The sequence below is a fragment of the Rhodococcus sp. 05-2254-5 genome, assembly GCF_002258575.1.
Lineage (GTDB): Bacteria > Actinomycetota > Actinomycetes > Mycobacteriales > Mycobacteriaceae > Rhodococcoides > Rhodococcoides fascians.
The window spans coordinates 210,804-228,252 of record NZ_NOZG01000006.1; the positions used below are offsets into that span (position 1 = coordinate 210,804).

Here is a 17,449-nt window from a genome sequence, read left to right on the forward strand (position 1 = left end):
CGTCGGAGATAAGCCTACCGACGGAGGTTACAACCGTATTATTTCCTGTCTAAATGTCTTGCTTACGGAATATTAACGCGTATGTTCGTCATCATGACGCAAGTATTACAGCGCACCGGAGTGCCCATCGACGCCTCGACCGCCCGCGGCGTGATCGGTGAACACCTATTGGCCGACGGTTTCGAGCTGGTCCTGGACCTGGACGCCTCCACCGGGTCCACCCTGGTCGACGCCCGAGACGGCACCCGCTACCTGGATCTGTTCACCTTCTTCGCGTCCAATGCCCTGGGTATGAACCACCCCGCCCTGACCGACGATCCGGATTTCCGGGCCGACCTGCTGCAGGCGGCGATGAACAAACCCAGCAACTCCGACATCTACACCGTGCCGATGGCACGCTTCGTCGACACGTTCGCCCGGGTGCTGGGCGATGCTCGGCTACCGCACCTGTTCTTCGTCGAGGGCGGTGCATTGGCAGTGGAGAACGCATTGAAGGTGGCATTCGACTGGAAGTCCCGGTGGAACGAGCGCAAGGGCATCGATCCGTCCCTGGGCTCGCAGGTGATGCACTTCGAGCACGCATTCCACGGGCGCTCCGGGTACACGATGTCCCTCACCAACACCGACCCGAACAAGGTCGCACGCTTCCCGAAATTCGACTGGCCCCGAATTCCGTCCCCGTTCATCAGATCCGACGCGAACATGGACGAGCTCGAAGACGCATCGTTGACGGCCGCGCGGCTGGCCTTCGAAGCCAATCCGCACGACATCGCCTGCGCCATCATCGAACCCATCCAGGGCGAGGGCGGGGATCACCACTTCCGCCCCCGCTTCCTGCAGAAGCTGCGCGCACTCTGCCACGAGTTCGACGCACTGTTCGTCATGGACGAGGTGCAGACCGGAGCCGGAATGACCGGCACCGCATGGGCTTTCCAGCAGCTCGACGTCGTCCCGGATGTGGTCGCCTTCGGTAAGAAGGTCCAGGTCTGCGGCGTGATGGCGGGCGGTCGCGTCGACGACATCGACGACCACGTGTTCGCGGTCAGCTCCAGAATCAACTCGACGTGGGGTGGCAGCCTCACCGACATGGTGCGGTCGCGTAAAATATTGGAGGTCGTCGAAGCCGAGAACCTCATCGAACGCGCCGGCCGACTCGGAACAGTGCTGCTGAAGCAGTTGCAGGAGTTGGCAACTCGACATGCGATGGTCACCGAGGTTCGTGGACGCGGACTCATGTGCGCCTTCTCCCTGCCCGACGCTACGACCCGCGACCGAGTGATCGAACTGTTGCGCACCGAGGAGCACGTACTCGCGTTGGGCTGCGGCGACGCGGCAGTGCGATTCCGGCCGGCACTGACGGTCACCGAAGCCGAACTGACACAGGCAATCGAGTCCATCGATCGGGTGTTGAATCGGCTCTGACCCACCGCGTCAGGTAATCCTTGACATCAGCCGCAGCCTTCTGTCAGGATAAACCTGACACAGGAGGTGGATCATGGATCCGATCGAGCTGGCCGCCGAGGCCGACATCACTGCGGCAACACGGGCGGTCGTGACGGCCGCAGCCACCGAGGCCGGTCGCATTGCCGACGAGATCATCGGCACCGGCCCACTGCCGGGCACACCGGAATGGGAGGCAGAGCAGTCGACCGACCTGCCTGCACGACGGAGCCTCGCGTGGCATCTGTTGAGTCTTCGTGTGCAACTGGCGGCGGGGCTCGACGGCATCGAAACCGTTGTGGTGCTGCGCGTTCAGGGTGCGACGTGGGCGATCATCGGCCAGGCGGTCGGCATGTCTCGTCAATCGGCGCACGAGCGGTGGGGTGCCCGCGCGGCGGCGATTCTCGATCCCGTCGGCGATGGGCAGCCCGACATCGTTCCGAACGACAGTCCGGCGTGACTCACCGCAGCACGGTCGCTGCCGCGGCTGCGACGGCGTCGGCCGCTCGCTGCAGTGCAGGCGACGACAGCGACCACTGCTGCCAGTACAGCTGAACGTCTTCGATGCCGTCGGCGTCGAAGCACGTCAGCGAGTCACAGTCCTGGAGGTCCGGGATCATTCCCCAGCCGAAGCCGAGTTCCACCGCCCGGGCGTAGTCCGAGGACGCCGGGACGAGGTGACGGGGCGGAGTATGCGAATCGACGCCTCGGTGCCGTAAGTAGTTGTCCTGCAATCGGTCGTCGGCATCGAACACCACCACCGGTGCGGTGCTCAGTGCCTCGATCGTCGTGCCGGCACCGAACCATCGCTCGATGAACTTTTCGGTTGCCGACGGCCGGTAGCGCATGGCGCCGAGGGATCGGACGGTACACCCACGGACCGGTTCGGACACCGATGTGATTGCAGCAGAGACGATTCCGTCGTGCAGGAGCTGGGCCGTGCGGTCCTGGTCCTGACGATGCAGATCGAAGGTCGTCGTACCGGCGAGTGGCGCGAGCGCAGGCAGCACCCACGTCGCCATCGAATCGGCATTGACGGCAATCGAAATGGGGGCCGAGACGCCGTCGTCGTTGAGCTCGGCCCTCGTCTGATCCGTGAGCGTATCGATCTGACGAGCCAGGCGTAGTACCGCGGCACCCGACTGGGTGGCCACCACCGGTTTCGTCCGCTGCACCAGGGTGCGCCCCAACGACGCTTCGAGCGACTTGATTCTCTGGCTTACTGCCGACGGGGTCACATGCAATGCACGTGCGGCAGCCTCGAAAGTTCCACCGTCGACTACTGCTGTCAGCGCTCTGAGCTGCTCGATCTCCACAATATGAAGTTACACTTACCGATGGTGAAAAACATTCGCTGGCTCTAATGCTGGTCGCCTCCTAGCGTGAACAGCATGACCTCGCTTGCCGCAGCACAATCGACGTTGACCGGATTGGGAGTCGGCCTGTCCCTTATCGTCGCCATCGGTGCGCAGAACGCGTTCGTCCTGCGCAAGGGCCTGCAACGCACCCATGTGTTCCCGGTGGTTGCGGTGTGCGCGCTGTCCGACGCCGTGCTGATCGTCGCCGGGGTGGCGGGCATCGGCGTCCTCGTGGACCGGTTTCCGCTGGCGTTACGCGTCGTCACCGTGCTCGGAGCGCTGTTCCTCTTCGTCTACGGAGTGATGGCGCTGAACCGCGCCCGCACCCCAGCGGCGATGACCACCGACGGCGGCGGTGGGGGCTCGCTGATCGCCGCTGTCGCAACGTGTCTCGCGTTGACGTGGCTCAACCCGCACGTCTACCTCGATACCGTCGTATTTCTCGGGTCCATCGGTAACCGGCAGCCGGGCGAGCTTCGGTGGTGGTTCGCCCTCGGTGCCGTGCTGGGCAGCGTGCTCTGGTTCACCGCTCTCGGATACGGATCGCGCGTGCTCAGGCCCCTGTTCGCGCGGCCGACGGCGTGGCGGGTCCTCGATCTCGGTATCGGAATCATGATGCTCACCCTGGCCGCGCTGCTGTTGTTCGGCTGAGTCTGCCGCACCGACGGAGCGCGAGCAGTGAGCTGAGTGTCCACAATTCTCGATCGCGGCCCTCATCCCGATTTCGCATCCACAGAATGGACACGCAGCCCACCACCCGATACGAAGGACCCATGGCACAGCTGACGACGTTCCCGGAGCCCGAGTCCTCCTTGTCCGATCCCGCCGACCTGTTCGTCGAGTACCTCCGCTTCTACCGCGGTGAGCTCGCCCGGCGGATCGCCGCGTTGAGTGACGACGCGCTGGCCACGTCGGCTGTGCCGTCGCAGTGGACTCCCCTCGAGATGCTCATCCATCTTGTGTACATGGAACAGCGCTGGTTCGTCTGGGGGTTCCTCGGGCGCGCCGTCGACGATCCGTGGGGGGACAAGAAGGACGGATCCTGGCATGTGCCGACCGACGTGCCGGCGGCGGCATTGCTCGCGCGCCTCGACGACGGCGCTCGACTGACCGAGCAGGTGCTGCGGTCTCATCGCATGGACGACGTGGCCACCCTGGGTGGACGATTCACCGAAGAACAGCCCACCCTGATCTGGATCTGCTTTCATGTACTGCAGGAATACGCCCGCCATCTCGGCCACCTCGACGTCGCCGTCGAACTGACCGGCGGGCCCACAGGCGAGGGGCCGCAATGAGAATCAACATCACCAGTGTGTTCGTCGACGATCAAGACAAGGCACTGGCGTTCTACACCGACGTACTGGGCTTCGTGGTCAAGCACGACATTCCCATGGGCGGAACAGATCGCTGGCTCACGGTCGTATCTCCTCAGGAGCCGGAGGGCACCGAGCTACTGCTCGAGCCCAGCGGCCATCCGGCAACCGGCCCGTTCAAGACGGCACTGTTCACCGACGGCATTCCGTTCACCCAGTTCGCCGTCGAAGACGTTGCAGCCGAACACGATCGGCTTGTCGGACTGGGTGTCAGGTTCACTCAGGAGCCCACCGAGATGGGCCCGGTGATCACCGCCGTGTTCGACGACACCTGCGGCAACCTGATTCAGATCATCGCTCCGGTGAGCTGACCGGTCACACGTTCGCGTACAGATCGACGGTGGTGCCGTCGGGATCGTGCACGACGGCATAACGCTGCCCCCAGAACGCATCCCACGGCTGCAGGTGCCCTGTGTACCCCGCGTCGGTCACTGCGGCCCACGCGGCATCGACTCCGGCGGCCGTGCCGCAGTCGAATGCCAGCGCGACGCGGTGGCCTCCGCTGGGCGCGGTCCACGTCGGATCGAACGAGGTGATCGTCGAGGGTAGGTCGAACAACAACCGAACCCCACCGAGGTCGACCTCCACATGTTGCTCGGCATCGGCCTCGGCCGGAATGTCCAGTCCCAGAACGCGGTAGAACGCCAATGCAACTGCCATATCGGCGACGACGATTTCGATTCCTGCCAGACGTGGTTTCACCCGGACAAGGGTAGCCACGTCAGCCCCAGTTCGCGGCATTTGTCAGGCAGAACGGATGCCCGGCCGGATCCAACAGCACACGCCAGGTCTCACCCGGTTGCTCGTCGGGCACAGTTGCCCCCAACTGCACTGCGGCTTTCGCGGCCGCATCCAGATCGTCGACCGCGAGATCGAAGTGAAACTGTTTGCTGCCCTTCGTGTTCGGCCACTCCGGCCGCTGATAATTCTCCACGCGTCCGAATCCGAGCGCGCTGGAGGGCCCCTGCAGCATCGCGTAATCCTTCTCCGCGTGGACGACGGTCCAGCCGAGTAGCGCAGACCAGAACGTCGCGCTGGCCTCGGGATCTCCGCAGTCCAGCGTGACCATCTTCAGGGTTGCCACGGGTGCATCGTTCATGGTGTTTCTCCTCGACAGCGTCGATCGTTTCTCGAAGGTGTCGGACCAGACTCCTACACTGACGCCCGTGCCGGATAGGAAAAATGCGACAGCCACCCACGCCGGTGTCCTGCGGCCGGATCAGCTGGCGCAGTATGTCGACCTGGTCCGGCTGCCGTGTGCGGCGTCGTTGGAACCGTGGGTCGAGAACTACTGGCAACTTCGGTGGGATCTGCCGTCGGGCATCTCGTATCGCAGCTCGACCCTGCCCCACCCGGCATGCACGCTCAGCGTCGAGCACGGCTGGACCCGCGCCGGCGTCACCGAGCCGGTGGTCGTGACCGGAGTGCTGACCCGACGGTTCGACGTCGAACTCGCCGATTCCGGGTGGGTGTTCGGCGTCAAGTTCCGACCCGGCGGCTACGCGAGCTTCACCGGAACCGTGGCCCGAACTCTGCGAGACGTCCCAGTAGCTCCGCCCACCCCGTTCCGGCTGGAGACCGTCGCCGCGTTGACGCGACTGGACTCACAGCACGATGCCGACCACTGCCGAACCGTCGTCGACGCGGTTCTCGAGCCCTACGCCCACGATGTCGAGCCGGAGTACGAGATCGTCTTGGATGTCATCGGCACGATGCTCGGTGATCGGACGCTGATACGCGTCGGCCAGGTGGAGGACAGATGTGGCATCGGGACTCGTCGGCTACAGCGGTTGTTCGAGCGTTATGTCGGTGCGACGCCCAAGTGGGTTCTGGGCCGATATCGGATTCACGACGCCCTCAGTGATCTCGACAACGGATACAGCGGGTCGCTGGCGGAACTGGCCGCGCGGTACGGATGGTTCGACCAGGCGCATTTCACCCGCGAGTTCACCGAACTGGTCGGTGTGTCTCCCGGTACGTATCAACTGTGAGTAACACCTTCGTCACGCAATGCGACTTTTGCCGATTCGTTTGGCACAGTATCCCGCGGTGCTCGGTAGCACCCGGTGGGCAACCGCAGCACAGAGGAAGAGTGGGCTTCAACGCATGATCAACATTCTCGTCGCCGGTGGAATCGCATTGGCGGTCTCGATTCTGTTGACGCCATTTCTCATCGCGCTGTTCACCCGGCAGGGCTTCGGCCAGGAGATTCGCGTCGAAGGCCCGGCGAGCCACCAAGCCAAGCGAGGAACGCCGACGATGGGCGGCGTCGCGATCATCGTGGGTCTGTGGGCCGGTTACCTCGGTTCCCACCTCGTGGCGATGGGAGGCGACGGGCCGTCGGCATCGGCGCTGTTGATCCTCGGTCTCGCGACCGCCCTCGGCATCGTCGGTTTCCTCGACGACTACATCAAGCTCCGGATGAAGCGAAGCCTCGGCCTCAAAGCCACCGGAAAATACGTCGGGCAGATCAGTGCCGCGGTGATCTTCGCGGTTCTGGCTCTGCAGTTTCGCAACGGCAACGGGCTGACGCCGGGCAACGTCGAACTGTCACTGGTGCGTCAGTCGACGTTCTTCACGATGGCTCCGATCGTCTTCGTGCTGTTCTGTGTGTTTCTCGTCGTTGCCTGGTCCAATGCCGTCAACCTCACCGACGGGCTCGACGGGTTGGCGGCGGGCTCGATGACCCTCGTCCTCGGCGCCTACACGGTGATGACGTTCTGGCAGTACCGGCAATCGTGCGCCACCAATTCGGTGGCCGGGTGCTACCAAGTGCGTGATCCCCTCGACCTCGCTGTCGTGTGCGCGGCGGCCGCGGGAGCGTGCATCGGATTCCTGTGGTGGAACGCGGCACCGGCCAAGATCTTCATGGGCGACACCGGCTCCCTGGCACTCGGTGGTCTGCTCGCCGGCCTGTCCGTCGTCAGCAAGACCGAGCTGATCGCGGTTGTCTTCGGAGCCCTTTTCGTCGCCGAGAGCGCGTCGGTGGTCATCCAGGTCGCGTCCTTCAAGTCCACCGGCAAGCGGCCGTTCCGGATGGCACCGATCCACCATCACTTCGAGTTGGGTGGCTGGGCGGAAACAACGGTCATCATCCGACTGTGGCTGTTCGCGGCCATCGCGTCGGCGCTGGGGCTCGGATTGTTCTACAGCGAGTTCCTCGCAGCCGTCGGCTGACCTCTACGATTCCGATATGACCGACGAACTGTCTCCGCTGGCCAAGGTCGATGCTCTCGCCGCCGAACTCGAGACCCTCGATGCTCGACGCGTCGCCATCGGAGTCGAACTCGTCAACCTTCAGTTCGGACTCGACGGAAACGCAAAGATCCGCGCCACCGAGGTCTTTCACAGCGACTACCTGGGCAGGCTGTTCACGTTGGTCGACGAACTGCGCACGGACGAGTAGGGCTCGCTAGAGCGCATCCGGGTCCGATCGCGACACCGCAGTCAACCGAAAATCCCTCAGCGACAACGTCCATGCTGCAACCGCTGCAAGGACAACACCGCCGACGGGAAACACCGTCCACGGACTGCCGATGATCGGGGTGAAGGTCGACTCCGGCTCACCGCGAGAGATGTACGACGTATCGGTGCTGTACAGGTCCGATACATACGTGTCCGAGAAGTACGTGTCTGCAGTGTGAATGTCCATCGAAGTCCAGCCGTAGTCGGATGCTGGAGTCGTTGGCTCGTCACCCGAGTCCACGAACATCAACGTGGGGAGCAATGGAGCCGCGGTGTCCGCCTCCGACCGCTGCGGCGGCCAGTGGGTCCACGCGAAGGCGCTGCCCGCTCCCAGCGCGGCACCGACGACGATCAGCAACGTGAACAGGTGGGCGGAACTGTACTGACGGTCTCTGACGACGCGCATTCCGGAATCGACGAGAAACCACGCCACCACCAGAGCCAGAGCCACTCCGGCGGCAACGAGGTACAGCGACACGGGGAACCAGCTCGGTCGCAGATGTGCCGTCCCAGGAGTGTCCGGCGGTTCGGTGATCGCAACGTGCCACACCACTGCGGCCGCAGCCCCTGTGGCCGCGCCGACGCCCCCGAGCACTGCGACGAGCTCTTTGCCGGATGGTCTGTCCACGCGCGAGACTCTACCGGCCAGTCGGTCTCTTGACCTTGAGCATTGTTCAGGTTCTACCGTTCGATGCATGACGACACAGCGCCCCATGCAACCACCCGAGAAGCAACCCATCGGCTTCTGGACCGTCCGCGCCGGGGAGGCCGTCCGCGCTCGAACACGCGGAGCGCTCCGCGACATCGGCATCACCCAGGCCGAATGGTGGCTCCTGCATCAGATTTCACTGCATCCCGCTGGTGCCGATCGAGCGAGGACGATCGACACGATCGGACACAACGACACCCCTGCCGCGATCGTCGAGGCAATCGGCTCCGCTACCGACAAGGGTTTGATCATCGAATCCGATTCACGCCTGAAGTTCACACCAGAAGGTCAGAAACGATTTGCCCGCGGCGTGGACATTCAACGAATGCTGCAGGACGAACGCATGCAGGGAATCAGTCAGGACGACTTCGCGACCACCATCCGCGTCCTGCAACGAACCATCGAGAACGTCGGCGGCGACGCATGGCACTGGTAGGGCAGTCGCCCGGAAACGACAGCGTCAGCGTCGCTTTCTGGTGAACAGAACACCGACAACGAGGCCGAGAACAGCGCCGAGGATGGGTAGGCCGAAGACAACGAACGCCGTTGTGTAGGTGATTCCCAACGAGCGGATGTAACTCGAACTGTCCACGACGAACGCGTAGTTGACCCGTCGCGGCCTGATCTCCCACAGCAAGTATCCGAGCGAACCGATCAATCCGAGACACAACCCGACCAGGGTGCTCAACCTACGCATTGCCGTGCGTCCCGCGGGCTGCGTCGGCGAACTCTGCCATGCTCGGGAACTGCACCGCAAAACCGTAGTCGCCGTTCGGCTCCGGTGTTGCGCCCCACCCTGGCCGATCGTGTCTGCGATCGATCCACACCGACGCAAGGCCGTGACGCCGCGCCGGGACGTGATCGTGGAACAGACTCTGTGCCACGTGCAGGAGACGTGATTTGGGCACACCGAAGTCGTCGAGGATCGCGTCGAGCGCATCGAAATGGTTGTCCGCCGGCTTGTATGCGTGCACATCCTCGGCTGTGACGATGGCATCGAATTCAACGCCGAGCCGACGGTTGCTACCGGCAAAACCCGCGCGGTGCACGTTGGACAGAATCACCAGCTTGTAGTGCTCGGCGAGTGATACCAGTGCGTCCGCCGAGTCCGGAAAGGCCGGCCAGTCCGGAACGGAACCGGCGAGTCTGCCTGACCATTCCGGGGTGACCGGAATACCGAGCGCGTCGCCTGTTCGTCCGAATGCGTCGGCCAGGATGTCGGGATAGAGCATCGACGGTGAATCCTGCTGCGCCTGTGCTTCGTTGGGGGCATAGGCGGCGAGCAATTCGTCTTCGGACATCGGCGATCCTGCATCCGCAGCCCATGCGCCGAGCACGTCGCCGATCCCCGACTCCCAATCGATCAACGTTCCATAGCAATCGAAGCTCAAGACGTCGTAGTCGGCCAGGTTCATCGGGCTCCCTTGGGTATTCGGTGGCGGTCGGATCCGGATGCCTCTATCGTCTGCAGGTCATGTGCATCGTACTGCGGTTGGCCGACCCTCGACCGATCGATGGTCGGCGGTTGTGACGTCGACCCGGCTACGGCCGGCAGCCGCCACGGATGCCGAATTCCTGTACTCGATGGCCTCGGACGCCACAGTCATGCGGTGGGTGGGCGACGGAAAACCCTGGACAAGAACCTGTTTCGATGGTCGATTCAACCGCGCACTGGCGACGACGGACCTCGATACACCCGACCTGCCGATGTGGTCGATCGGCGTCGAAGACGCGGTACCGGTCGGACTGCTGAGCCTCATCCGTCGCGCCGATCACGTCGAGGTGGGCTACTGGGTGCATCCAGAGCACTGGGGACGCGGCTGCGCAGGACGGATGCTGGGCCAGGCCCGCGAGACCGTGGGCAACCTCGCGTCGGTTGCGACAGTCGCACGCGGCAATGCCGCGTCGCAACGAGTGCTGGAGAAGGCACGTTTCACGGTCGTGCACGACGGTGATCCGTTGACCTATCGTCGATCACCGTCGTCCTGATTCGACTGCTCACCAGGTCCGATCACCAGGTCCGCAGTGGGCGTGGGCGCACCGACGTCCGCCCGCTCGTGACCCCGCGGACCATCGGACGCGCCAGGAATTCGTGCGGAAACCCCATGTCGATGGCGCTGACCGAATGCAGCCGCATCAACTGCGACTCGTCGAAGACGACATCGAGGGCACCGATGTTGTGCCGCAACTGTTCTGCCGTCCGCACACCGACCAACGAACTGACGACGGCGGGATGCAGCAGCGTCCATGCCAACGCCACCTGGGCCGGAGTCGCACCCAACTCTTCTGCCACCTCGACGACGACGTCGGCTGTGCGCAAACCACGTTCGGTCAGTGTTTGGTTCGACCTCGCGTGATCGCGCCGACTGCCCGCCGGTGAATTCGAGCTCGCCCCTTCGAGGTCGGCAGCGGTGTACTTACCCGTCAACACACCCCCGCCGAGGGGTGACCACGGAACCACACCGAGACCCAGATCTGCTGCCATCGGTAACAACTCGCGTTCGGTAGTGCGCTCGATCAGGCTGTACTCGACCTGAAGTGCGGACAGCGGTGGCCATCCGCGTAGCTGCGCAAGGGTCTGCATTCGCGCGACCTCCCAGGCCGGGGTATCCGAAATGCCGAGGTAGAGAACTTTTCCCGATTGCACCAAGTCACCTAGGGCGGCCATGATCTCGTCGCTCGGCGTCACACCGTCCCATGCGTGCAGGTACATCAGATCGATGTAGTCGGTGCCCAGGTTCTGCAAACTGGCCTCGACCGAACCGCGCAGGCTCTTTCTCCCGCCGCCGCCCGCATTCGGGTCCGCCGGATCGCGCGTCGCCGCATATTTGGTCGATACGACAACCGAGTCTCGACGACCATCGAGAAATTCCCCCAGATACCGCTCCGATTGACCGTCGGTGTAGATGTTCGCGGTATCGATCATGTTGCCTCCGAGGTCCAGATAAGCGTCGAAGATGCGTTTCGACTCCTGCTTGTCGGCTCCCCACCCCCAGGCGTCCCCGAATGTCATGGCCCCCAACGAAAACGGTGCCACGCGCAGTCCCGAGCGTCCCAGGAGTCGATAGTCGTCCATCCGTGTCATCGTGTGTCTCCTTCTCGATCGATCCGTCCGGCTCACAGTGCCGGTCCGGTCGAGAAGCGGGAAGGTCATGGTCATCCTGGGACGCGCGATACCAGGCTGAGTGGTCCGAATTGACCTACGCTGTGTGGAATGACCACGACGCCACCGGAGATGGCCCGCCGAGAACTGGCGGCCTTCCTGCGGTCTCGACGTGAAGCGCTCGTTCCGTCCGACGTCGGTCTGCCGCCACGGATCGGGGCCTCCCGGACCCCCGGACTCAGGCGCGAGGAGGTCGCCGCGCTCGCCGGTGTCAGCGTCGACTATCTCGTGCGGCTCGAGCAGGCCCGTGATATCCGACCGTCCGCCCAGGTGGTGGGGTCACTGTCGAGGGCCTTGAAGTTGTCCGGCGACCAGACGGGCTACCTGTTCACGTTGGCGGGGCATCGTGCACCCGAACGGCCCACCGACCGAAAGATTCCCGACGGAATCGCCCAGTTGGTACACGACGTCGAGCCCCTGCCTGCCATGGTCCTCGATTACAGACTCGACATCCTGGCCATCAACGAAACCATGGCCGCCCTGCTGCTCGACATAGACGAACGGCCCGCCGAGAGTCGTAATGTCCTCCGAATGTGCTTCTTGGACACATCATTCGATGGCTTCTACGAGTCACGCGACGACGTCGTCCGCGGTGCCGTCGCCGATTTGCGTGCCGCGTGGGTCGACCACTCGCACGACACTCACCTTGCCCTGCTGATCGACGAACTCCAACACGGCAGTGCCGAATTCTCGCGATACTGGCAATCACGAGAAGTATCGATACGAAGCCGGGGAGACAAGCCGATGCGGCACCCGCTCGTCGGCCCGGTGACCGTGACGTTCGACGTCCTCACTCCACTCGGCGACCCGGATCTTCGATTGATCGTCTATCGCCCGGCCGACGCACAATCGCATGCCGCGTTGGCCGAACTCGGTCGCCTCCGTGCTCGGCGACGCGGACGGCATCTGCGCACCATCTGAACCCGACCCAGCCGGGCTCGAAAAGTCGAGCCAACCGTGCCTGCGCCTCCCTATCGTTGTCACCAGAACGAAGGAAAGGCCACCGGCACATGCTCGAACGATGGAATGCAGCACTCGATTACATCGAGGACAACCTCGATCACGACATCGACCCGGCACAGCTCGCTCGCATCACCCTCACGTCCGATTATCACTTTCGACGCGTGTTCTCCGCACTGGCCGGAATCCCACTGTCGGCGTACATCCGACAACGACGAATGTCGTTGGCAGCCACAGACATTCTCGCCGGCGTCGGGGTGCTCGACGTCGCGACCAAATACGGCTACAGCGGCGACGCATTCACTCGCGCATTCCGAGACATGCACGGGGTCACACCATCCCACGCCCGCAAGCCAGGGACCACCCTCCGCTCCAGACCACCACTGGCATTTCACCTGACCATCGAAGGAAAGAGCACCATGGACTACCGCATCACCGAACTGCCCGCATTCCACATCATCGGCAAATCGACGCGAATCCCCCTCACATTCCACGGCGAGAACACCGCCATGACCCAGTTCCACCAGACCTTGCCCACCGGATTCGGCGAACAACTCCGCCGACACGCCGACCTGCCCGAACTCCCCCACATCCTCTTCGTCAGCGATGGCTTCGAGGCCGACCGAACCGACGGCAGTCTCTTCGACTACTACTTCGCCGTCGCCACCACAGCCCCCATACCGGCCGACCTGAACTCCCTCAGCGTCCCCGCATCGACATGGGCGGTCTTCGAAACACGCAGCGACACCGCACTCGCCCCAGCACTACAACAACTCTGGGCCGACGCATTCAGCGAGTGGTTCCCCTCCCACCCCTTCCACATCACCCCCGGCCCGGAAATTCTGACCGTCACCGAGAACACCCCCGACTGGTCATCGGGAGCCGGAGAACTCTGGATCCCGGTTGCCCGCAACCAATGACTTCCCGCCCGCCCTGGTCACTCAATGTGACATTGAGTGGCCTTTTTGGGGGTCAATGGCACATCCAGTGGACTGTGGGGGCGGGTGTCGGTGCCAACTCATGACTAATCTGGCGTGATGTCCAGTAGTCGCCGGAACGAGTTGCGGCGACGGTATCTGTCGCTCGGCCTGGGTGAGCTATGCGCCTCAGCGGTGTTTGCTTCGATTGCGCTCACCATGGCAGAACCACGGCTCGACGGCAGAAAGGACTCACTGGCCATGTGGTCTGCTCTCACCCCGTTGCTCGCCGTCCTCGTGCAGGCGGGAATCTACTGGTTGATGGCGCGATCCTGGGTCGAACTCAACCCGATGCCACCGGTCATTCGCGCGTTCTATCGCGTATGTCGAGTCGCAAACGTCCCACTGTTGGCGGTTGGGCTCATCGGTGTCGTCGTATGGTTCCCGTCGAGCGCCGGAATTGGCGTCGCACTGCTCGTCGTGTGGCTGTTCGCCGTTGTCGAATTCGTCAACTACTTCGTGGTTCGACTGTCGTATCCCGCACACCGCTGGTGGTCGACAGTCGGTCAGATGCGCACTCCTCGGCTTGTCCTCGACATCAACACGCGTCGCTGATCGAAACAGGGAGCATTAGCACGACATCCCGGTACTCAATGTGACATTCGGTGGCCTTCTCGGGGGTCAATGGCACATCGAGTGGACTGCATGGGTGCGGGCGCACCGCCGAGAATCAGGAGCTGCGGCGGGAGAGGATGCTCGTGATTTCCGCCAAGGCCGGCAGAGCTGCCGCGATGGCTTCGCGGTTGTGTCGACTCAGTTCGTCCAGTGCGTCCGCGAGTACTCGGGAGCTCGCCGCGTCGTATTCGGCGAGGAGCTTCACAGCTTTCGGCGATGCGGTGAGTGTCGCCCCTCGAAGGTCACCGGCGGTGATCGATCTTTCCACCAGGCCGGCGTCGACCATCGCTCTGATCAGGTTGCTCACGGTGGATCGGGCCAGGTTGAGGCGGGTGGCAAGGCGTCCCGGACTCATGGACGGTTCTGCTGCGAGGGCTCGCATCACCTCGATGTGCGAGTCGGCGATGTCGGGCAACTGCGCGACATCCCGCGTCGCCCGGAGCAGTGATCGCCGCAGGGGCCCCAGCTGTCGGCCCAATTCCGTTGCGGTGGAGTCCATACGTCGATGATCGCACAGATAGTTTTGCCGCAAACATAGTTTTGTGACAAAATGAAGACCATGACCACAGTCGAGAACCCCATCCCCAGCCAAGATCTGAGCGGCATCGTCGGGCATCGCTTCATCTACACGTACGCCAACAGCTGGCAGTACGAGATGTATGTCAAGAACGCGACCACGATCGACTACCGAATTCACACCGGCATGGTCGGCGGACGCTGGGTCAAGGACCAGGAAGTCGATCTCGTCCAGCTCGACGACGACGTCTACAAGATCTCATGGAACGAGCCCACCGGAACCTCGGTCGTCGTCAACGTCATCCCAGGCAAGCGTCGTCTGCACGGAACCATCTTCTTCCCGCAGTGGATCGAATTGGACGGAACCAAAACGGTCCTCTACCAGAACGATCACCTCGACGAAATGCGTGCGTACCGCGACGCCGGACCGACCTACCCCATCTATGTCGTCCCCGAGTTCGCCACGATCACGCTCTTCGAGAACGCCGGAGCCGACGACGAGACCATCGTGTCCGTCGCACCTGGCGATCTTCCCGACGGCTTCGCGGACCGAACGAACTGACGTGCGCCCCGATCTGACGTTCGTCGCGCACTTGTCCGTCACGGTCGGGGAGCCCATCGATCTCGGCCAGGTCAGCGACGGACATCGACGCCTCGTGCCGATCCTCGGTGGGACCGTCGACGGGCCGGTGATACGAGGACGCGTCCTGGCCGGCGGCGCCGACCACCAGGTCCTCAGATCGGCCACTGTCACCGAACTCGACGCCCGATATGCACTCGAGACCGACACAGGCGAACGGATCTCGGTCCACAACGTCGGGGTTCGCACCGGCAGCGAACAGGACATCGACGCATTGACTCGCGGCGAGCAGGTTCCCGCCGACCGAATCTACTTCCGCACCCTTCCCCGACTGTCGACGTCCGCCGACTCCCTCAGCTGGATGAACGGGACACTCTTCGTGGCCACCGGTGAACGTTTACCGAATTCCGTCGAACTGGACGTCTACCAACTCACATGACAGAGGCGGATGTGCACCGACCCCAGTGCACTCAATGGCACATTCAGTGGCCTTTTCGGGGGTCAATGGCACATCGAGTGGACTGCCTAGGCGATCAGGTGAGGCTTTCGCCATAGACGTGGTCGACGGCGATGGTCACCAGAACTCGGCGATCCGCGGCCATCGCGGCGCGGTATTCGTTCCAGTCGGGGTGCTCTCCGGCGGCGGCGCGGTAGTAGTCGACCAGCGCATCGATTTCGGGGCTGTTCGGGTTCGCGCCCGGTCCAGTGAGGGTGACGGATCCTTCTGCTGTTGCCCAGGCCTTGCCGTCGGCGCTGGCCACTTCGAGTGCAGCGCGCGGGTCTCGGCGTAAATTCGCCGTCTTCGCTCGTCCTTCGGTGACCGAAATCTTGATTGTTCGCTGGGTGCGATCGTAGAACGGCGTCACCGGGGACAGTTGCGGCAGGCCGCTCGCTTTTATCGTGGCGAGTACGCCGAGTCGGCTGCGCTCGAGGAGGTCGTGTGGATCGAATGCTCCGCTGGTCATGGCTTCACCTCGGGGTCGTCGAGCGAACTGGCACGATCATGGTGGGCAACACGGTCGTCGGTGCCGTTGTTCCTCGGCCTGTCGGTACGGAGGTCGTCCGCATACGTTCCGATTGCGCGACGGTATGTGCCCAGCGCAGGCTTCGCTGCCTGCAGAGCCGCCCTCAGCGCGCCAGCACCATCGCCCAGATCCCACAAGATCAAGGCCATGAATGCATCTCGCGCAGAAGAGAATTCGTCGGAAAACTCGAAGTCTTTCAGCACACGCGACGCGTCCTCGAGTCGCCCGACATTACGCAGCGAACTGGCGAGCTGAATTCTGGCCTTGCTCTCGTGCACGGAATCGAGCCCACTCGACAGCGCCGCCTCGTACAACGGAATCGCAGCCGATTCTTCGCCCAGAAAATCCTCGAGCGACGCACGTTCGAACAGGGCCCTTGCTCGGGAAAGCCTTGTCGCCGAGAGCAACTGATTCATCTCCGACCGCATCAGAGCAGGCTCGCCGTCATCTGCGTGGCACCAGAACGCAGCTATGGAGTCCATCTGGGCCCCCCGGGATTCGGCCGGACAGCGACCGACGAACGATATGCGCTCACGTTCGTCCCCTCACCAGTCCATCCTTGCAGAGCATGCCTACGCTTGGAACCTTCACTCTGTGATGCTCTCTGAACCGAAGCGAAGTACACGATCGGTGTGAGTCGTCATCGACGGTATCGGCCGGGCTGCGAACTCGAAAAGATGGTGAACAGCACCACCACCGACCTGGGTGAAGCCGGGTCTCGAAACGTCCCACTCGATTGACACGTCGGTGAACGGTAAGCAAACGTATAGCCATGCAACTGAGATTTCTGGCCGGCATCTCGACGGCCTTCGCATGCAAGCTTCTGCTGATGCGAGTGCTGACCCTCAAGCTGCAGCGAGACATCGAGGCGCTCAACAACGGAAACTATCGCCCACTGCTCTCGTCGTTCCACCGAGACGCGGTGCTCAAATTCGCCGACGGTGACAGCCGATGGTCGGGCACCCACCGCGGACGACCGGCAATCGAAAAGTTCTTCCAGGACTTCGTCGCCGCCGGCATCCGCGGACAGGTCACGGAAATCTACAGCGGCGGAGCCCCCTGGCGCATGACCCTCCTCGTCCGCTTCGACGACCAAGCACACGCAGCCGACGGCACCGAGTTGTACAGCAACCGAACGGTGCTCCTTGTCCGCACCAGCTGGGGCAAGATCGTCTCGCAAGAGGACTTCTTCGAGGACACCGCACGCATCGACGCATTCGAGCGAAAATTGCGCCAACTCTAGATTCGGTCTCCCCTCCCCCCAGTTC

Annotated in this window: 26 protein-coding genes; 16 read left to right on the forward strand and 10 right to left on the reverse strand. The window is 63.2% G+C overall.

Features of this window, described 5'->3' with window-relative positions:
* Positions 1-126: 126 nt before the first annotated feature.
* Together lat and CH278_RS05160 are read left to right on the forward strand one after the other, a co-directional pair.
* The gene (gene lat, locus CH278_RS05155; protein ID WP_161631828.1) at positions 127-1,422 is read left to right on the forward strand and encodes an L-lysine 6-transaminase; all 1,296 of its coding nucleotides are present in this window, start codon (positions 127-129) and stop codon (positions 1,420-1,422) included.
* A 73-nt stretch (positions 1,423-1,495) separates the two neighbouring features.
* Positions 1,496-1,900 carry a hypothetical protein gene (locus tag CH278_RS05160; protein WP_027494931.1) on the forward strand — a complete coding sequence of 135 codons (405 nt, stop codon included), beginning with the start codon at positions 1,496-1,498 and terminating at the stop codon, positions 1,898-1,900.
* A gap of 1 nt (position 1,901) precedes the next feature.
* Here CH278_RS05160 and CH278_RS05165 read toward each other — a convergent pair whose 3' ends face one another.
* On the reverse strand, positions 1,902-2,759 hold the full coding sequence (locus CH278_RS05165) for a LysR family transcriptional regulator ArgP (protein ID WP_027494932.1): 858 nt from the start codon (positions 2,757-2,759) through the stop codon (positions 1,902-1,904).
* 72 nt (positions 2,760-2,831) lie between these two features.
* On the opposite strand from CH278_RS05165, the gene CH278_RS05170 reads away from it, so the two are divergent.
* From CH278_RS05170 to CH278_RS05180, 3 genes are all read left to right on the forward strand, one after another.
* Positions 2,832-3,449 (forward strand): LysE/ArgO family amino acid transporter, encoded by a 618-nt coding sequence (locus CH278_RS05170; protein WP_094621348.1) that lies wholly within the window; start codon positions 2,832-2,834, stop codon positions 3,447-3,449.
* Between the two features lie 86 nt (positions 3,450-3,535).
* Entirely contained in the window at positions 3,536-4,093 is a 558-nt protein-coding gene (locus CH278_RS05175) for a DinB family protein (protein ID WP_256993731.1), read from the forward strand.
* Complete coding sequence (locus tag CH278_RS05180) at positions 4,090-4,482, forward strand: VOC family protein (RefSeq protein WP_027494935.1); 393 nt, start codon at positions 4,090-4,092, stop codon at positions 4,480-4,482. The genes CH278_RS05175 and CH278_RS05180 overlap by 4 nt, the downstream gene beginning before the upstream one ends.
* 4 nt (positions 4,483-4,486) lie before the next feature.
* Here the strand turns inward: CH278_RS05180 and CH278_RS05185 are convergent, their stop codons facing one another.
* Together CH278_RS05185 and CH278_RS05190 are read right to left on the reverse strand one after the other, a co-directional pair.
* Positions 4,487-4,873, reverse strand: coding sequence for a VOC family protein (locus CH278_RS05185; protein ID WP_027494936.1), 387 nt, complete (start codon positions 4,871-4,873; stop codon positions 4,487-4,489).
* A gap of 19 nt (positions 4,874-4,892) precedes the next feature.
* Positions 4,893-5,270, reverse strand: coding sequence for a VOC family protein (locus CH278_RS05190; RefSeq protein ID WP_032367582.1), 378 nt, complete (start codon positions 5,268-5,270; stop codon positions 4,893-4,895).
* Between the two features lie 67 nt (positions 5,271-5,337).
* On the opposite strand from CH278_RS05190, the gene CH278_RS05195 reads away from it, so the two are divergent.
* From CH278_RS05195 to CH278_RS05205, 3 genes are all read left to right on the forward strand, one after another.
* Positions 5,338-6,162, forward strand: a complete 825-nt coding sequence (locus CH278_RS05195; protein WP_230074833.1) for a helix-turn-helix transcriptional regulator — start codon at positions 5,338-5,340, stop codon at positions 6,160-6,162.
* A 115-nt stretch (positions 6,163-6,277) separates the two neighbouring features.
* Entirely contained in the window at positions 6,278-7,348 is a 1,071-nt protein-coding gene (mraY, locus tag CH278_RS05200; RefSeq protein ID WP_027494939.1) for a phospho-N-acetylmuramoyl-pentapeptide-transferase, read from the forward strand.
* A gap of 16 nt (positions 7,349-7,364) precedes the next feature.
* Positions 7,365-7,577 (forward strand): hypothetical protein, encoded by a 213-nt coding sequence (locus CH278_RS05205; protein WP_027494940.1) that lies wholly within the window; start codon positions 7,365-7,367, stop codon positions 7,575-7,577.
* Between the two features lie 6 nt (positions 7,578-7,583).
* On the opposite strand, the gene CH278_RS05210 is transcribed toward CH278_RS05205, so the two are convergent.
* Positions 7,584-8,264 carry a hypothetical protein gene (locus CH278_RS05210; protein ID WP_094621323.1) on the reverse strand — a complete coding sequence of 227 codons (681 nt, stop codon included), beginning with the start codon at positions 8,262-8,264 and terminating at the stop codon, positions 7,584-7,586.
* Positions 8,265-8,331: 67 nt separating this feature from the next.
* Here CH278_RS05210 and CH278_RS05215 point away from each other — a divergent pair, with 67 nt between their 5' ends.
* Complete coding sequence (locus CH278_RS05215) at positions 8,332-8,781, forward strand: MarR family winged helix-turn-helix transcriptional regulator (protein WP_094621324.1); 450 nt, start codon at positions 8,332-8,334, stop codon at positions 8,779-8,781.
* Between the two features lie 24 nt (positions 8,782-8,805).
* Here the strand turns inward: CH278_RS05215 and CH278_RS05220 are convergent, their stop codons facing one another.
* Together CH278_RS05220 and CH278_RS05225 are read right to left on the reverse strand one after the other, a co-directional pair.
* A complete protein-coding gene (locus CH278_RS05220; protein ID WP_032371437.1) occupies positions 8,806-9,042 on the reverse strand; it encodes a hypothetical protein in 237 nt (78 codons plus the stop codon).
* Complete coding sequence (locus CH278_RS05225) at positions 9,035-9,760, reverse strand: haloacid dehalogenase type II (RefSeq protein WP_032371436.1); 726 nt, start codon at positions 9,758-9,760, stop codon at positions 9,035-9,037. The genes CH278_RS05220 and CH278_RS05225 overlap by 8 nt, the downstream gene beginning before the upstream one ends.
* Before the next feature lie 112 nt (positions 9,761-9,872).
* Between CH278_RS05225 and CH278_RS05230 the strand changes: the two genes are divergently transcribed.
* Complete coding sequence (locus CH278_RS05230) at positions 9,873-10,334, forward strand: GNAT family N-acetyltransferase (RefSeq protein WP_052074001.1); 462 nt, start codon at positions 9,873-9,875, stop codon at positions 10,332-10,334.
* 22 nt (positions 10,335-10,356) lie between these two features.
* Here CH278_RS05230 and CH278_RS05235 read toward each other — a convergent pair whose 3' ends face one another.
* The gene (locus CH278_RS05235; RefSeq protein ID WP_094621325.1) at positions 10,357-11,430 is read right to left on the reverse strand and encodes an aldo/keto reductase; all 1,074 of its coding nucleotides are present in this window, start codon (positions 11,428-11,430) and stop codon (positions 10,357-10,359) included.
* Positions 11,431-11,559: 129 nt separating this feature from the next.
* Here CH278_RS05235 and CH278_RS05240 point away from each other — a divergent pair, with 129 nt between their 5' ends.
* The 3 genes from CH278_RS05240 to CH278_RS05250 all read left to right on the forward strand — a co-directional run bounded on the left by CH278_RS05240 (position 11,560) and on the right by CH278_RS05250 (position 14,000).
* Positions 11,560-12,429 (forward strand): helix-turn-helix transcriptional regulator, encoded by an 870-nt coding sequence (locus tag CH278_RS05240; RefSeq protein WP_027494947.1) that lies wholly within the window; start codon positions 11,560-11,562, stop codon positions 12,427-12,429.
* Between the two features lie 89 nt (positions 12,430-12,518).
* Complete coding sequence (locus tag CH278_RS05245; protein WP_032400912.1) at positions 12,519-13,388, forward strand: AraC family transcriptional regulator; 870 nt, start codon at positions 12,519-12,521, stop codon at positions 13,386-13,388.
* A gap of 216 nt (positions 13,389-13,604) precedes the next feature.
* Positions 13,605-14,000: a hypothetical protein gene (locus CH278_RS05250; RefSeq protein WP_256991931.1), complete on the forward strand. Its 396-nt coding sequence runs from the start codon at positions 13,605-13,607 to the stop codon at positions 13,998-14,000.
* A gap of 115 nt (positions 14,001-14,115) precedes the next feature.
* Here the strand turns inward: CH278_RS05250 and CH278_RS05255 are convergent, their stop codons facing one another.
* Entirely contained in the window at positions 14,116-14,559 is a 444-nt protein-coding gene (locus tag CH278_RS05255) for a MarR family winged helix-turn-helix transcriptional regulator (protein ID WP_032407772.1), read from the reverse strand.
* Between the two features lie 60 nt (positions 14,560-14,619).
* On the opposite strand from CH278_RS05255, the gene CH278_RS05260 reads away from it, so the two are divergent.
* Both CH278_RS05260 and CH278_RS05265 read left to right on the forward strand, forming a co-directional pair.
* Positions 14,620-15,138 carry a phenolic acid decarboxylase gene (locus tag CH278_RS05260; RefSeq protein WP_218828678.1) on the forward strand — a complete coding sequence of 173 codons (519 nt, stop codon included), beginning with the start codon at positions 14,620-14,622 and terminating at the stop codon, positions 15,136-15,138.
* A 1-nt stretch (position 15,139) separates the two neighbouring features.
* Positions 15,140-15,595 carry a DUF3237 domain-containing protein gene (locus CH278_RS05265; RefSeq protein WP_032371430.1) on the forward strand — a complete coding sequence of 152 codons (456 nt, stop codon included), beginning with the start codon at positions 15,140-15,142 and terminating at the stop codon, positions 15,593-15,595.
* A 94-nt stretch (positions 15,596-15,689) separates the two neighbouring features.
* Here CH278_RS05265 and CH278_RS05270 read toward each other — a convergent pair whose 3' ends face one another.
* Positions 15,690-16,121 carry a PPOX class F420-dependent oxidoreductase gene (locus CH278_RS05270; protein WP_094621328.1) on the reverse strand — a complete coding sequence of 144 codons (432 nt, stop codon included), beginning with the start codon at positions 16,119-16,121 and terminating at the stop codon, positions 15,690-15,692.
* Positions 16,118-16,663 carry a tetratricopeptide repeat protein gene (locus tag CH278_RS05275; RefSeq protein WP_057473166.1) on the reverse strand — a complete coding sequence of 182 codons (546 nt, stop codon included), beginning with the start codon at positions 16,661-16,663 and terminating at the stop codon, positions 16,118-16,120. The genes CH278_RS05270 and CH278_RS05275 overlap by 4 nt, the downstream gene beginning before the upstream one ends.
* A 290-nt stretch (positions 16,664-16,953) precedes the next feature.
* On the opposite strand from CH278_RS05275, the gene CH278_RS05280 reads away from it, so the two are divergent.
* The gene (locus tag CH278_RS05280) at positions 16,954-17,424 is read left to right on the forward strand and encodes a nuclear transport factor 2 family protein (RefSeq protein ID WP_032373380.1); all 471 of its coding nucleotides are present in this window, start codon (positions 16,954-16,956) and stop codon (positions 17,422-17,424) included.
* The last annotated feature ends 25 nt before the right edge of the window (positions 17,425-17,449 follow it).